Origin of the sequence: uncultured Stenotrophomonas sp., from assembly GCF_963519125.1 — a bacterium.
In the GTDB taxonomy this organism is placed as follows: Bacteria; Pseudomonadota; Gammaproteobacteria; order Xanthomonadales; family Xanthomonadaceae; genus Stenotrophomonas.
The window spans coordinates 250,192-263,593 of record NZ_CAUQLJ010000003.1; the positions used below are offsets into that span (position 1 = coordinate 250,192).

Below are 13,402 nucleotides of genomic sequence, written 5' to 3' on the forward strand. Positions count from 1 at the left end.
GCCATCCAAGGATCCGGAACCGGCCATGTCGCGCGCACTCACCCTTACCACCCTGGCCGTATCCAGCCTCGCCCTGCTGGTCTCCGGCTACACCGCCGTGCAGCTGCACCGGAGCCAGTCCGAACAGCGCGTCATCACCGCGCGCGGGCTGGTCATCCAGGACGCCAGCGGCCAGGCCCGGGTGATCCTCGGCGCGCCGCTGCCCGATCCGCTCAGCAAGGGCGTACCGCAGGGGCCGCGCGCCTCGCCGCTGTCCGGTGTGGTCCTGCTCGGCGCCGACGGCTCCGAACGGGGCAGCTACGGCACCGCCGATGTGGGCGATGAAGCCTCGCTCACCCTGGACGACGCCAAGGGCACCACCGAGGTGTTCAAGATCACCGCCAACCCCGACCGTGGCGCCACCCTGGTGATCAAGCATCAGAACAGCACCGGCGCCATGCTCACCTCGTGGCAGGGCAAGCCGGAGCTGATCTTCCTCAACGACAACGGGCAGTCGCACTACATCCGACCTGGAACGAACGCGGCGCCGTAACGCACCCGACATGCGAAAATGGCACGTCGCTCGTTGAAGGTCCCCGACCATGCCCATCGCCGCACCGTCCTGGCCGCAGGCCACCACCGTGGCCGACTTCCGCCACAACCTGGATGTCGTGCACGCGCGCATCGCCGCTGCCTGCGCGCGCGCCGGGCGCGACCCGGGCAGTGTGCGGCTGCTGCCGGTCAGCAAGACCGTGGACGAAGCACGACTGCGCCTGGCCGTTGAAGCCGGCTGCGACACGCTCGGCGAGAACAAGGTGCAGGAAGCCAAGGGCAAGGCCGAAGCCATGGCCGACCTCGGCATCCGCTGGTCGGTGATCGGCCACCTGCAGACCAACAAGGCGCGCGACGTGGCGCGCTTCGCCAGCGAGTTCCAGGCGCTGGACAGCCTGCGCGTGGCCCAGGCGCTGGACCAGCGGCTGGCGCAGGAAAACCGCACGCTGGACGTGTTCGTGCAGGTCAACACCTCCGGCGAAGCGAGCAAGTACGGGCTGGACCCGATCGAAGTGGCCGACTTCGTGCAGCAATTGCCGGGCTTCACCCAGCTGCGCGTGCGCGGGTTGATGACGCTGGCGGTGTTTTCCGCCGATACGGAGCTGGTACGCCCGTGCTTCGTGCGCCTGCGTGAGCTGCGCGACCGGTTGCGCCCGACGCTGCCGGCCGGGGTCAGCCTGGATGAGTTGTCGATGGGGATGTCGGGGGATTTCGAGATCGCCATCGAGGAAGGGGCGACGGTAGTGCGGGTTGGACAGGCTATTTTTGGGGCGCGGGCTACGCCGGATAGTCAGTATTGGCCGGGAACAGCCGGTTGAGTTGAGACCGCCTGGCAGCCACGCAGGTCGTTATGCGAGGGTGGCCATGTGGTTCGCGTGTTCACGGGCCTGGGCGTGCAGCCAGTCGCGGAAGGCGAGGAAGCCCGGATGCGTGGATGAGCGTGGCGGGTAGACCAGCCAGTGCGACCAACGTGTTTTCAGCCGATGCGGCGACAAGGCGATCAACTGGCCGGAATCCAGCAGCAGGCGGGCGCGGGTCATTCGTCCCAGTGCCACGCCGAAACCATCCAGCGCGGCACGGTGATGCGCTTCTGAATCATTGAGCATCGCCACGAAACGCGACGGCGCCGCGTCGCCGATCAGTGCGAACCAGCGATGCCATTCGCCATCGGGGTCGCCCAACAGCGGCCACTGCGACAACGGCCGTGCGTCGACTCCACCCATGCGCTCGACCAGCGACGGACTGGCCATCGGCACCATCCATTCGTCGAACAGCGGCTCGGCATGCACCCCGCTCCAGTGCCCCGCGCCCACCCGCAGCGCGGCATCGCAGTGCAGCTGGCGCTCGAAATCGGTGAGCCGCTCGCTCGATTCCAGGTTGAACTCGATCTGCGGATGCGCGGTCACGAATGATCCCAACCGCGGCACCAGCCAGTTGGACGCCATTGACGGCAACGCACTCACCGTCAGCACCCGATCATGCCGCGCACCAAACGGCTGCAGCGCCTGCGCGATCGCATCGAGGTGCGGCCCCACCTGCTCCAGCAGGCGCTGGCCCTCCGCCGTCGGCTTCACCCCGCGTGGCTGCCGCTGCAGCAGCGCATAGCCCAGCCGCTCCTCCAGCTGCCGCATCTGATGGCTGAGCGCGCTGACCGTGAGGTTCAACGAATCCGCGGCGCGGGTCAGGTTGCCGAGGCGGGCGGCGGTAACGAAATTCTGCAGTGGCTGGAGCGGAACCCGGGACATGGCGACTTGAATCCAGTTCAAGAAAGGGTTGTGAAACGATCGCTTCTGCGCCGCCCATCCTGCCCGTCTCGTCAATTCCACTCAAGTGGAGGACGCCCATGAACATCTACGCCAGCCTGTTGTTCCTGCACGGCCATATCACCGATCCCGACCTCGCCCGCCAGCTCTCCGAGCCCACTGCGGACGCAGACGCTCAGGGCGCCGGCTTGGCTTCCGGGAGTACCCTCGGCCTGCCGTCATACCAGTCCCGCGCCCCGGCCAGGTGCCAGGTGCGCTTGTCGCCGTCCAGTTCGATGCCGGCGCCGAGCAGCCCCCAGCGCAGGTAAAGATCGCCGCGACGGCTGCCTTGGGGCATGTCCAGCCGTGCGCGCAGCGACAGGCGCTCGTTCTCGGCCTGCAGGTCGTCCACGGCGAGATGCTCGCGCTGCCAGCGCAGCTGGCCACTGGCCTTTACTTCGCCCGAATCGAGCAGGCCCAGCACCCAACGCGGATAGTCCTTGCGTGCTGCGAACACGCCGAGCACCGGGCCGGCATCACGCAGGCGCAGGTCCGCCTGCGCATCCACCCGGAACGGCGCGGCGGCCTGTATGTGTCCGCTGTGCAGGTCGACCTCACCCCACCAGTTGCCCTTGCTGGCGGTATCGCCGTCGACCTGCACGTTGCGCAGGCTCAGCGTGGTCCCGCCCAGATCGAACTGGCCGCTGTCGAAGTCCGCGCGCTTCACCTGCGCCTTGACCTGGGCGTCGCCGCGGATGTCCATGCCCATCACCCGGATGCGGGCTCCCGTGCCGCGCAGGTCGGCACGTCCCTGCCCAACCCGACCGGCGCCATCCAGCGAGACGTCGCCACTCAGCAGGCCGGTCCCGCCGAGAAGGCGCGCGTTGTTGCTGCCCACGTAGCGGTTGTAGGCCGTCAGGTCAGGCACCCGAGCGTCCTTGAACTGCAGGTGCGCGCGCATGCCGTCGCGCAGTTGCTGCAGGCGCGCGTCGCCGCGCATTGTCAGCGCCATCGCCCTGCCATCGAACAGCACGGTCTTCGGCGCATCCGTGGGCGCGGCGCGAAACTCGGGAATGGCGACCTTCAGTTCGGCCTGCGGCGGTTCACCCTCGACGATCCGCCCCACCGCGCTGGCCTGCCCCTGCATGCGGACCCCGGCCACCTCGGACACCGCCACCACCTTGGGCACGTCCAGGCGGCTGCCCGGCGCCAGCGCACCGTCGACGATCTTCAGATCCCCCTCGAGCAGGCCACCGCCGTCGAGCCGGAACCACGGCTTGCGCACGAACAGGTCGGCGATCCAGTTCAGCGAATCGAACTTCCACGCGCCGCGCACCTCGCCAGACAGGCGCGGCAGCAGCTCGGCCGGCGCTTCAAAGGGAATCTTTCGCCCACTGACCCGCAGGTCGGCATGCAGTTCGCTGCCCGTCTCCTCGTCGCGCGGCAGGCGCGCCTGCACGCGCATGTCCTGGGCCACGTCCAGCTGCAACGACAACAGGCCTCGATCCGGCGCATGCACGCCGGCATGCACCGGCACCCGCCACACCGCGCGGCTGCCCGGTTGCAGCAGGCCGCGGTCCATCACCAGGTCCGCGTTGAGTCGCGCCTCGGCCGGCATGCTGCCGACCTTGGCATGCGCGCCCGCGGTATCGATCGTGATCGCCTGGCTGCGCCCATCCATCTGCAGCTGTGCCCAGGTGATACCGAACTTGCGCAGGCCCGGCGCTTCATCCCGGTAGTGGCGCGGGTAGTGGAAGCGCGCAGCGAGGTGCGCCTCGTCGAGCAGTTTGACGCCGTCATAGCTCACCGTGGCCTGTTCGAAGCCGGCGGTGGAGTCGAACAGTTCGGAGGGCCCGCCCTTGGTCTGCTTCTGGAACCCCACCGTGCCGTGCCCCTGGCCGACAATCAGCAGCTTGCCGAAGCGGCCGCTGCGGATGCTGTCGCTGTGGATCGCATCCAGCCGGATGTTCCAGCCGCGATCGCCGCGCGGCGGCGGCGGAATCGCCTTCTCCACCCGTGAGATGTCCGATTCCACGCCGGTGGCATCGATACTCGGAATGCGCACCTCCCGCTTGAACAGGTGCACCAGCGATATCCATGCGCTGGCGCGGTCGGCGCGGAAGATATAGACGGTGTGATTGGCCTGGCCCCGGATATGGATGTTCCAGACAAAGGCGTGGCCCGGCATCAAGGTGAGCGCCGCCCCGGTCTTCAACGTGAACTTTTCAGGCTTGCGGTTGGTGACCGCATCGAACAGCGGGGTGTTGAGGAACACGTTCCCCGCCAGCAGGTACAGCGCATAGAAGACCAGCAGCGCATACAGCGCCACGCGCCACGGCCGGGGCCAGCGCCGGACGCGCTCGGGAATCAAAGCCATGGAAGTCTGCGACGTAACGGAATGACGCCGCCACTATCAACAACCGCGCTACGGCACCGCGTGAAGAGCTCGCTTCAACCCACCCGCCGCTCCGGATCCCACGCCATCGGCTGCCACAACTCCAGCTTGTTCCCATCCGGATCCAGGATCCACGCAAACGAACCGTTCTCATGCGTTTCCGGCCCACTCACGATGGTCACTTCGGCCTCACGCAGATTCGCCAGCAATCCCTCCAGATCATCCACACGATAATTGATCATGAAGGGCGACTCGCTCGGACTGAACCATTTACTCTCCGGCTCGGCCAGCGCCCAGACAGTAAGGCCGCCATCATTGGCCTTGTCATCCGGCCAACGCAATACAGCGCCGCCGAAATCCTCCAGCCGCATGCCGAGATGCTGCCGATACCACTCAGCCAGCGCAGCCCTATCGCCACGGCTCTTGAAAAACACCCCACCGATACCGGTCACCTTCGCCATGGCTGTCTCCTCCCGTAGTGGGCTGATCCTATGCCCTGAACGGCACAAAAGAAAACGGCAGGCCGTTGCACCGGCCTGCCGTCCTCGATCCGCGCCGAAGGTTTCGATCAGAAACGGAACTCGCCGCCCAGGCTGATCGTGTCCACGTCCACGTCAACGCCGCTGAAGTCGCCCTGGCGACGATCGTAGTTCAAGCTCAGGCCCCAGCGACGGTTGAAGTCGTACCCCAGGTTGACGCCGTAATAGGCCTTGGTCGAGCTTTCGTCATCGACCACGTCGAAGGTGTCTTCGCGCACCTGCGCGGTCAGGCGCGCGATGCCGGCACGGGCGCCGATGAAGAAGCCGGTGTTGTCGGCGCCGAAGTTCTTCTTGACCACAAGACCGGCGCCAATCGAGACCAGGTCCAGCTCCTGGTCGTAGCCCAGATCCTTGTTGTACAGCGAACCGACATGACCTTCCACGCCGATGTTCGGGGTGAACCAGTAGCCACCGCCGATGGCCGCGGAGGTGTCCGACTCACTGCCTCGGAAACCGGCGTAGCTGATTTCAGTGTCGCTGCTGCCGAGCTCGGCCCGGACAAACGCATGACCGGCCATTGCATCGGTCGAGAGGGTGGCCAGCGCGACCGCGGCGGCCAGGGTCAGGTACTTCTTCATTCAGGTCCTTCCAAAGGTGGTTGCCCTTCTGGGCGGCGCCACTCTGCCTCCTGTTCATGTTTGTGTCAATTCCGTTAAACGAGTGCGTCACACGGGCAGCTCAGGCAGCCTCGCAATCACCTTGAACTCGACGTCGAAGCCACTCAGCCAGGTCACGCCCACGGCGGTCAGGCTCGGGTGCGGGGCCTGGCCCCAGTACTCGGGCACGATCGCCCAGACCTGGTCGAGGATCTTGTCCGGATCGATCATGAAGACGGTCACGTCGACCACATCGTCGAACGTGCAGCCTGCTGCGGCCAACACTGCATTGAGGTTCTCGAAAAGGCGGTGCACCTGCGCTTCCAGTCCCGGCTCCGGCGAACCGTCTTCGCGGCTACCAACCTGTCCGGAGACGAACAGGAAGCCGTTCGATCTCACGGCGGGAGAATAGCGGTAGCGGGCATACAGATCCTGCCGGCCAGCTGGGAATACAACGTCTCGGGTTGCCATGGAAGTCTCCAGAGGGGCGCAGGGCCCGGTGAGGGAATGCCTCCACGGTACGAGCGCCGCCCGGGGCGATAAACGACCAACCTTGGCCATCACTGTTTGTAGAATCCAAACAATTGCCCACGGGAGTGCCGATGGACCGTTTCGATGCCATGCAGGCCTTCGCCCGGGTCGTGGAGACCGGCAGCTTCACCAAGGCCGCGCAGACCCTGCACATGAGCCGCACCACGGTGACCCAACTGGTGCAGCAGCTGGAAGCGCGCCTGCGCGTGCGCCTGCTCAACCGCACCACCCGCCAGGTCAACGTCACCGAAGACGGCGCCGCCTACTACGAGCATGTGGCCAGGCTGCTGGCGAACCTGGACGACGCCGAGACCAGTCTCTCCAGTTTCGCCGCCAGCCCGCGCGGCCGCCTGCGCGTGGACGTCCCCGCGCCCCTCGCGCGTTTTCTGCTCGTCCCGGCACTGCCCGACTTCCATGCACGTTACCCGGACATCCAGCTCGACCTGGGAGTCAGCGACCGCAACGTCGACCTGATCGACGAGAACGTGGATTGCGTAATCCGTGGCGGCGTGCTGACCGACCCGTCACTGGTCGCCCGCCGTATCGGCGACCTGCAGGCCGGCCTGTACGCAGCGCCGCAGTACCTTGAGAAAATCGGCATGCCCTCGCACCCGACCGCGCTGGAAACCGAGCCGCACCGTATCGTCGGCTACCGTGGTTCACGCCCCACCGGCGCCATGCCGTATGTGCTTCACCGCGGCGATGAGACGCTGACCGTGCACGGCCGTCACCTGCTGGCCGTGGATGATGGCAATGCCTACCTCGCCGCCGGCGTGGCCGGACTGGGCGTGCTATGGCTGCCGGACTACGTCGCTGCCGAGCACGAACGACGTGGTGAACTGGTGCGGGTACTGACCGACTGGCAGGTTGACCCGATGCCCCTGCACGTTGCATTCCGGCCCAACCGGCACGTCAGCGCCAAACTGCGCGTGTTTGTCGATTGGGTCGCGGCCTTGATGGCAGAGCACGTGCCGAAAGCAACGCAGGGCGTGGATCTACCGGGTGGACAGCACCAGCAGCAGGAACACCAGTAACGAGGCCGTGCCTGCGATGTTGGACCCGACAGCCAGCGGGTGGCAGTGGAGGCGGCCGTCACCTAGTATTGTCAGCAGAGCCTGCGCGCGTGCGTCGGGCGGGGGCAGGCATTGACGCAGTTCCTCGAATTGTTCGGCACGAAACTCTCCCTGATGTTCGCGGGCGTTGCCCTGCTTTACTTCGTCTGGTCGAGCGCTCCCATCTGGTGGGCGAGCCTTCGCGCATTTCGCGCAGGCAATCGCCTGGTCAACCCGGGGTCTTTCATCTTCTTCGCCAGTGCGCTGGTCTACGGCGGCACGACCATGGGCGCGATGGGCGGCGCGGCCCTGAGTGCCGGGTCGCAGGTGTTGGCGGAGGCGAGCCATCCGTGGATATACGCACTGCTGGCACCGGGCAGCTGGCTGGCCATCCGCATGGTGTCGAACCAGCTTCCGTTGCTGGCAGTGCTGCACATCCTGCTGACCTGGGCTGTTACACGGCAGTTGGAGTCGCACTGGACTTCGTGGTGCGCACGCGGACTTCTCTCCAGCAAAGGAGCACGCTGATGGAGATCCCGGCGGCTACATTCAACATGCTGCTCTGGCACTTTCTCGAAGAAGCCCTGATTCTGGTATGGGTGACCTCACCGGTCTGGTGGGCGGCGCTCAAGACCTTGATCCGCCGCACCGCACTTCCCCGCCCTCTGCTCTTCGTCGCCACCTCGGCCGCGCTCGCCTACGGCGTTACGGGCGCGGCCTACGCGCTTTTGCTGGTTCCGGCCACTGTAGCGGGCACGTTCCTGGCACCGCAGATGCAGGAGGCCGGCGTCCCGGGTGGCGGACTGCTGACCACTATCAAGAGCACCGTGACCGGGGCGTTCGTACTACTGGCTGCGTCACTGCCCATCTCTGCGTGGTGGGGTTCGCGGCGGTTGGCCCAGCGCTGGCAGCGGCTCTGCACCGGTCATGACGGCAGCGGCTGAACCACCAGTACGTCACCACGGCACACATCCACCTCCCGGTAAATCGCATCGCGCCCGTTGCGGAACGCCAGGCGCAGGTCGAAACTGCAGCCGGTATCGCCCAGCCGCACGGTCGTGCTGCCGCCACCGGCGTCAATGCGGTCGATCGGGCGGGCTTCGAACGCGCCGCTGCCCGCTGCGGCGACCTCCAGGCGCATGATGCTGTCGTGCGCCCGGTTGAGCACCGTCAGGTAGCGCGGCTGCTCAGCGGCGTGGGCGGCCGAGGTCACAGACAACAGGGCAAGCAGTACGAAGGAACGGGTATGCATGGCGGCAGGCTCCAGCGTGGGTGAGCCTGCATGACGCGCCGCTCGTGCCCCCGCCGACAACCGATCCGGGACCAATCGTCGTTGCGCCGGGACCAATCGTAATGGGCCCTCACGGCGCTTCTCCGGACCGGCACGGCCGCCTAAGATGGCCCTGCCCCGCCGTGCCGGGCGCCCCGGATACCCGCCGTGATCGTTCGCCTTGGCAGTACTTCCATCCCGCTGACCCGCTATCTGCTGCTGTGGACCGCCGTCGCGGTGGTGTTCGCCGTGCAGCATGTACTCAGCGACGGCATGCACGGCAACAGCGTGCCCCTGGTGGCGCATCTGCGCTGGTCGATGATCCAGTGGTACACATGGGCAGCGCTCGCACCCCTGGTGTTCCGCCTGGCCGAGCGCCATCCCTTCGACCCGACCCGGCGCCTGCGCGGCCTGGGCAGGCACGTACTGGCCAGCCTGGTGCTCACCTCTGCCGCCATGGTGATCGGCGCACTGGTCTCCACCCTGTTCGAACCGAGTGGATTCTTCGAACAACTCGGCTACTTCCTGGCCCAGCATTTCGCCATCGGGTTGCTGACCTACTGGGCGCTGTTCGCCCTGCAGCAGGCCCTGCACTTCCAGGCCGAGAAAGCACAGCGCGAAGTGGAGGCCAGCCGGCTCGCCACCGAACTGGCCCAGTCGCGCCTGCTGTCGCTCAAGTCCCAATTGCAACCCCACTTCCTGTTCAACACCCTGCACGCCATCATCACCCTGCTCGACGAAGACACTCTGTCGGCCGAAGACATGCTGCTGCGCCTGAGCGAACTGCTGCGTGCGTTCCTGGAAGACTACGACGGCCAGGAGATCCCGCTGCGCCAGGAGCTGGACCTGATCGAGCTGTACCTGGGCATCCAGCGCGTGCGCTTCAAGGACCGCCTGACCACGCGTACCTACATCGCGCCGGACACGCTCGACTGCGCGGTACCCAGCCTGCTGCTGCAGCCGCTGGTGGAAAACGCACTGCGCCACGGCATCGGCCAGCGCGTGGGCGAAGACGTGGTGGAGATCGAAACCCGCCGCGACGGCGACGCGCTCTGCATTGAAGTGCGCAACCGCAACAGCTCGCTGGAAAGCGCCGGCAGCGCCCCCTCCGGCCATGGCATCGGCATGTCCAATACCCGCCTGCGTCTCAGAGAGCTGTATGGCGAGGCCGCCGAGGTACGCCTCGACATGCTCTGGCCGGAAGGCGTGGCCTGCCGGGTCCGCCTGCCGTTCCGCACCCTGCTGCCCATCGACGACGCGCCGGAATTCGACGCGGGGACGGCGCGGGCATGAGCATCCGCGTGCTGGTGGTCGACGATGAGCCGCTGGCACGCCGGGCGATCGTGCGGCTGCTGGCCGACGACCCGGAGATCGAGCTGCTCGGCGAATGCGGCGACGGCGTCTCCGCCGTCAAGGCCATCCGCGAACACTCGCCCGACCTGGTGTTCCTGGACATCCAGATGCCGGCGATCACCGGGCTGGACGTGATCGCCACGATAGGCGCCGAGCGCATGCCGGCCACCGTATTCGTCACCGCCTACGAGCAGTACGCGGTGAAGGCATTCGAGGCCAATGCCGTGGATTACCTGGTCAAACCGTTCAGTCGTGAGCGCTTCGCCGCAACACTGCAGAGGGCGCGTCAGCGTGTGTCGGCTGCGGTCGGCACCAGCGCGCAGTCCACCGCGCAGATCCTGCAGGCGTTGGACGCCTTGCGCCAGCGGGAAGCCTACCTGCAGCGCATCCCCGTCCGGGTGGACGAACACGTGGTGCTGATCGACGTCGCCGACATCGTCTGGATCAAGGCCGCACGCAACACCGTGGAGATCCACCTCGCCACGAAAATGCACGAGCACCGTGGCACCCTGACCGCGTTGGCCGAGCGGCTGGACCCGAGGCACTTCGCGCGGGTACACCGCTCGGCCATCGTCAACATCGCCCGGGTCAAGACCATCCATCCGTGGTTCAACGGCCACCATGTGGTCACCCTGGACACCGGTCAGCAGCTACGGATGAGCCGGTACCAGAATGAGGCGTTCTTGAAGCTGGTTTCTACGCGAGCAGATACGACGTGACCCACCCGTAGCGCCGGGCTCTGCCCCGCTGCTCTTCGCGCACCACCCAGAAGCCCCCTGACCCTATACCTCTGCGGCCTACCCCGGATGACGTCACTCTGAAACCACATCGCCGGGTGGCAGGTCCTCGTCCACGGGCGGCGGCTCTTCACCTGCGCGACCTGGATCATCCAGATACAGCATGTTCCCGTCCGAGGTGCCCCTGACCCACACAAAGCTCTCATTGCCGTGCTGGTCCATATAACCCATCACGCACGACTCATATCTGACGTTCCCATAGTCGCGCGCGTCCTTGATGCGGGCCGCAGTCGCTTGTCCGGGACGCCTGTTGATGCTGATGGTCAAGTAGTTGCTGCCCGCCATCGAGTAATGACGCACATCCCTGGGATAATCTGCGCCGTAGCACACGTGCTGTACCTGATTGCCGCTCTTCATCCACGCGTAGTGCCACTTGTCGTGCCCACTCCAACCATAGTGCCGACTGGCAACGATCCTCAGATTGCTGTCTTTGAACCGTATGTAATACAGATCCACATCCCAGTAAGTCGGATTGTACGCATTCTCCCAGGTCATGGTGAAACAATCCCATTTGAATGACGTGGGCTCCCTCCCTCTGAGCTTGATCCAACTATCGAACTTTCCGACGGTCGGATTCGGCGTATTGGTCCGGAATTTCGTCCCGGATGGAGATGTAATCTCCGCGGCAATCCAGGTCGTCGTCTGGTTGGTCTTGCGCACGTATATCGTGATGGTCTGCGCAGCAGCTTCCGGGGTTTCACTGCCCCGCGCCTCTTCTTTGGCGATCACAGCGTCGTCCCGTACCAGGGGCCATTCGTAAACATAGCGATCATCCTTGTCGTGCGTGCAACCGACCACGGCACGGTTCGACTCATACTCGATCAGCCTGATGCTGCTCTCCAGCTGCGTTTGAGTGAGGCTGACCGCGACATTGTTCCGGTCGCGAGCCTGCAGATGCACCTCGATCGGCGCTTGCTGCCGCCCGTTTGCATAGATGTCCGCATTGACGTTGGACTGCTTGTGGAGCCTCACGGAGAATTCACTCAGCGTGGTCCATTGCGTGAACGGCTGGACCTCCCGTTGCGGGTCATCGCCCTCGGTGACCAGCTCGCGCTCAGTGCCGGGCACAGTGGATACCGTACTCATGACAGATTGCTCCCAAGTTGTTTTCCATTGGTTGACGGACATCCAGATTCAGGAGAATGCCGTGGACTACCTGGTCAAACCGCTCAGTCGTGAGCGCGTAGCCTCAACACTGCAAACGGCTCGGCAGCACGCAAGACTGTGGAGATCCACGCGGCCACGACGACGCACGAGCACCGCGGCACCATGACCGCGTTGGCCGAGCGGCTGGACCCGAGGCACGTTGCACGGGTACACCGCTCGACCATCGTCACCATCGCCAGGGTCAAGACCATCCACCCGTCGTTCAACGGCCATCGTGTAACCACCCTGGACACCAGCCAGGAGCTTCGCATGTGGCAGACACCTGTCATCCTGAAGCTTCCTCACCAGCTGAGAGGTCATCGTCCTCGGGCGGTAGCTCCGTACCCTTGAGACCAGGATCATCCAGATACAGCATGTTCCCGTCCGAGGTCCCCCTGACGAAAACTTTGCTCTCATTCCCGTGCTGGTCGATGTAGCCCATCACGCAGCCCTGATAGCTGACGCAACCGTAGTCACGCGCATCAAGAATACGGGAAGCGGTCGCTTGCCCCGGATGCTTGTTGATGTTCAAGGTTATGGAATTGGTACCCGCCAGGGAACGATGGGTCACCGGCCTTGCAGCACCTGCCCCGTAGCAGACGTGCAGCGTCTGGTTGCCGCCCTTGAGCCAATTGTAGTGATAGCCATCATGGTCGCCGTAACCATAGTGGCGACTGGCAACAATTCTCAACTTCGTGTCAATGAACCTGATGTAATAAAGATCTACATCCCAGTAGGTGGCATTGTATGCATTCTCGCTGGTCATGGTGGAGCAATTCCAAGGGTAAATCTTCGGCTCCCTGCCCTTGATCGTGACCCAACTATCGAACTTTCCATCCGTCGGATTCGGCGTATTCGTGCGGAATTTTGCACCCGACGGAGAAGTGATCTCTGCAGCGATCCAAGTCGATGACAGGTCCTTCTTTCTTACGTAGATTTTGACAATCTGACCAGTCGACGTCGGCGCCTCATCCGTTTGCGCATCTGGCTCAAGCTCTGTTCCATCGTCTCGCGTTGGATTCCATTCATAGACAAAGCGAGCATCGTGGGTATGCGTGCACAAAGGGACACCAACGTTATTCTCATAGTGGATCAGCCTGACGCCATTGACACCCATCAGCTGTTCTTGAGTCAGATTTACCACCACGTTGTTCCTGTCGCGCGCTTGGACCACGACTTCGATCGGCACCTGCTGCAGCCCGTTCGCGTAGACTTCGGCATTCACACCGGTGTTCTTGTGGATCTGCACCCTGAACACTGACAGCGAGTGCCAGTCTGCCAAGGGCTCCGGCTCGAACCCACCACCTTCGACGACGAGCGGCTCGCCATCGGTCAACAGTTCATTGGATCTCGTACTCATAGCGAATGCTCCCAGGTTGTCTTCCATTGGCCTGTAGTGCCACTTGGATCGCAAGCATGGGAAGCGCACCGCAATCGGCACGCCGACCCC

16 protein-coding genes are annotated in these 13,402 nt (G+C 64.7%); 8 read left to right on the forward strand and 8 right to left on the reverse strand.

The genetic code is table 11. The annotated features are described in order from the left end of the window. Positions 1-25 precede the first annotated feature (25 nt). Both RYM47_RS03925 and RYM47_RS03930 read left to right on the forward strand, forming a co-directional pair. Positions 26-532, forward strand: a complete 507-nt coding sequence (locus tag RYM47_RS03925; protein ID WP_315386222.1) for a hypothetical protein — start codon at positions 26-28, stop codon at positions 530-532. 49 nt (positions 533-581) lie between these two features. Continuing rightward, complete coding sequence (locus RYM47_RS03930) at positions 582-1,349, forward strand: YggS family pyridoxal phosphate-dependent enzyme (protein ID WP_315386223.1); 768 nt, start codon at positions 582-584, stop codon at positions 1,347-1,349. A 30-nt stretch (positions 1,350-1,379) separates the two neighbouring features. Here the strand turns inward: RYM47_RS03930 and RYM47_RS03935 are convergent, their stop codons facing one another. The 5 genes from RYM47_RS03935 to RYM47_RS03955 form a co-directional block, all read right to left on the reverse strand. Next, on the reverse strand, positions 1,380-2,276 hold the full coding sequence (locus tag RYM47_RS03935; RefSeq protein ID WP_315386225.1) for a LysR substrate-binding domain-containing protein: 897 nt from the start codon (positions 2,274-2,276) through the stop codon (positions 1,380-1,382). A gap of 193 nt (positions 2,277-2,469) precedes the next feature. Next, a complete protein-coding gene (locus RYM47_RS03940) occupies positions 2,470-4,650 on the reverse strand; it encodes a hypothetical protein (protein ID WP_315386226.1) in 2,181 nt (726 codons plus the stop codon). Positions 4,651-4,724: 74 nt separating this feature from the next. Beyond that, the gene (locus tag RYM47_RS03945; RefSeq protein ID WP_315386227.1) at positions 4,725-5,129 is read right to left on the reverse strand and encodes a VOC family protein; all 405 of its coding nucleotides are present in this window, start codon (positions 5,127-5,129) and stop codon (positions 4,725-4,727) included. A 107-nt stretch (positions 5,130-5,236) separates the two neighbouring features. Next, complete coding sequence (locus RYM47_RS03950; protein ID WP_315386228.1) at positions 5,237-5,785, reverse strand: outer membrane beta-barrel protein; 549 nt, start codon at positions 5,783-5,785, stop codon at positions 5,237-5,239. An 87-nt stretch (positions 5,786-5,872) separates the two neighbouring features. Next, positions 5,873-6,274 (reverse strand): RidA family protein, encoded by a 402-nt coding sequence (locus RYM47_RS03955; RefSeq protein WP_315386230.1) that lies wholly within the window; start codon positions 6,272-6,274, stop codon positions 5,873-5,875. A 131-nt stretch (positions 6,275-6,405) separates the two neighbouring features. Here RYM47_RS03955 and RYM47_RS03960 point away from each other — a divergent pair, with 131 nt between their 5' ends. From RYM47_RS03960 to RYM47_RS03970, 3 genes are all read left to right on the forward strand, one after another. Beyond that, a complete protein-coding gene (locus tag RYM47_RS03960; RefSeq protein WP_315386232.1) occupies positions 6,406-7,368 on the forward strand; it encodes a LysR substrate-binding domain-containing protein in 963 nt (320 codons plus the stop codon). Positions 7,369-7,479: 111 nt separating this feature from the next. Then, entirely contained in the window at positions 7,480-7,914 is a 435-nt protein-coding gene (locus RYM47_RS03965; protein WP_315386234.1) for a hypothetical protein, read from the forward strand. Continuing rightward, positions 7,914-8,330, forward strand: a complete 417-nt coding sequence (locus RYM47_RS03970; protein WP_315386235.1) for a hypothetical protein — start codon at positions 7,914-7,916, stop codon at positions 8,328-8,330. The genes RYM47_RS03965 and RYM47_RS03970 overlap by 1 nt, the downstream gene beginning before the upstream one ends. Here the strand turns inward: RYM47_RS03970 and RYM47_RS03975 are convergent. Further along, positions 8,312-8,638 carry a hypothetical protein gene (locus tag RYM47_RS03975; protein ID WP_315386237.1) on the reverse strand — a complete coding sequence of 109 codons (327 nt, stop codon included), beginning with the start codon at positions 8,636-8,638 and terminating at the stop codon, positions 8,312-8,314. The genes RYM47_RS03970 and RYM47_RS03975 overlap by 19 nt on opposite strands. A 186-nt stretch (positions 8,639-8,824) precedes the next feature. Between RYM47_RS03975 and RYM47_RS03980 the strand changes: the two genes are divergently transcribed. Continuing rightward, positions 8,825-9,949 (forward strand): histidine kinase, encoded by a 1,125-nt coding sequence (locus RYM47_RS03980; protein ID WP_315386238.1) that lies wholly within the window; start codon positions 8,825-8,827, stop codon positions 9,947-9,949. Continuing rightward, entirely contained in the window at positions 9,946-10,728 is a 783-nt protein-coding gene (locus tag RYM47_RS03985; RefSeq protein ID WP_315386240.1) for a response regulator, read from the forward strand. The genes RYM47_RS03980 and RYM47_RS03985 overlap by 4 nt, the downstream gene beginning before the upstream one ends. Before the next feature lie 93 nt (positions 10,729-10,821). Here the strand turns inward: RYM47_RS03985 and RYM47_RS03990 are convergent, their stop codons facing one another. After that, the gene (locus tag RYM47_RS03990; protein WP_315386242.1) at positions 10,822-11,934 is read right to left on the reverse strand and encodes a hypothetical protein; all 1,113 of its coding nucleotides are present in this window, start codon (positions 11,932-11,934) and stop codon (positions 10,822-10,824) included. A gap of 141 nt (positions 11,935-12,075) precedes the next feature. Here RYM47_RS03990 and RYM47_RS03995 point away from each other — a divergent pair, with 141 nt between their 5' ends. Beyond that, entirely contained in the window at positions 12,076-12,303 is a 228-nt protein-coding gene (locus tag RYM47_RS03995; protein ID WP_315386244.1) for a LytTR family DNA-binding domain-containing protein, read from the forward strand. Here RYM47_RS03995 and RYM47_RS04000 read toward each other — a convergent pair. Next, positions 12,239-13,339: a hypothetical protein gene (locus RYM47_RS04000; RefSeq protein ID WP_315386245.1), complete on the reverse strand. Its 1,101-nt coding sequence runs from the start codon at positions 13,337-13,339 to the stop codon at positions 12,239-12,241. The two genes, RYM47_RS03995 and RYM47_RS04000, sit on opposite strands and share 65 nt — an antisense overlap. Between the last annotated feature and the right edge of the window lie 63 nt (positions 13,340-13,402).

What these genes read in the sequence shown, in the direction of transcription:
- RYM47_RS03925 (WP_315386222.1), top strand. Translation starts at nt 26, where the DNA reads ATGTCGCGCGCACTCACCCTTACCACCCTGGCCGTATCCAGCCTCGCC.
- RYM47_RS03930 (WP_315386223.1), top strand. Translation starts at nt 582, where the DNA reads ATGCCCATCGCCGCACCGTCCTGGCCGCAGGCCACCACCGTGGCCGAC.
- RYM47_RS03935 (WP_315386225.1), bottom strand. Translation starts at nt 2,276, where the DNA reads ATGTCCCGGGTTCCGCTCCAGCCACTGCAGAATTTCGTTACCGCCGCC.
- RYM47_RS03940 (WP_315386226.1), bottom strand. Translation starts at nt 4,650, where the DNA reads ATGGCTTTGATTCCCGAGCGCGTCCGGCGCTGGCCCCGGCCGTGGCGC.
- RYM47_RS03945 (WP_315386227.1), bottom strand. Translation starts at nt 5,129, where the DNA reads ATGGCGAAGGTGACCGGTATCGGTGGGGTGTTTTTCAAGAGCCGTGGC.
- RYM47_RS03950 (WP_315386228.1), bottom strand. Translation starts at nt 5,785, where the DNA reads ATGAAGAAGTACCTGACCCTGGCCGCCGCGGTCGCGCTGGCCACCCTC.
- RYM47_RS03955 (WP_315386230.1), bottom strand. Translation starts at nt 6,274, where the DNA reads ATGGCAACCCGAGACGTTGTATTCCCAGCTGGCCGGCAGGATCTGTAT.
- RYM47_RS03960 (WP_315386232.1), top strand. Translation starts at nt 6,406, where the DNA reads ATGGACCGTTTCGATGCCATGCAGGCCTTCGCCCGGGTCGTGGAGACC.
- RYM47_RS03970 (WP_315386235.1), top strand. Translation starts at nt 7,914, where the DNA reads ATGGAGATCCCGGCGGCTACATTCAACATGCTGCTCTGGCACTTTCTC.
- RYM47_RS03975 (WP_315386237.1), bottom strand. Translation starts at nt 8,638, where the DNA reads ATGCATACCCGTTCCTTCGTACTGCTTGCCCTGTTGTCTGTGACCTCG.
- RYM47_RS03985 (WP_315386240.1), top strand. Translation starts at nt 9,946, where the DNA reads ATGAGCATCCGCGTGCTGGTGGTCGACGATGAGCCGCTGGCACGCCGG.
- RYM47_RS03990 (WP_315386242.1), bottom strand. Translation starts at nt 11,934, where the DNA reads ATGTCCGTCAACCAATGGAAAACAACTTGGGAGCAATCTGTCATGAGT.
- RYM47_RS03995 (WP_315386244.1), top strand. Translation starts at nt 12,076, where the DNA reads ATGACCGCGTTGGCCGAGCGGCTGGACCCGAGGCACGTTGCACGGGTA.
- RYM47_RS04000 (WP_315386245.1), bottom strand. Translation starts at nt 13,339, where the DNA reads ATGGAAGACAACCTGGGAGCATTCGCTATGAGTACGAGATCCAATGAA.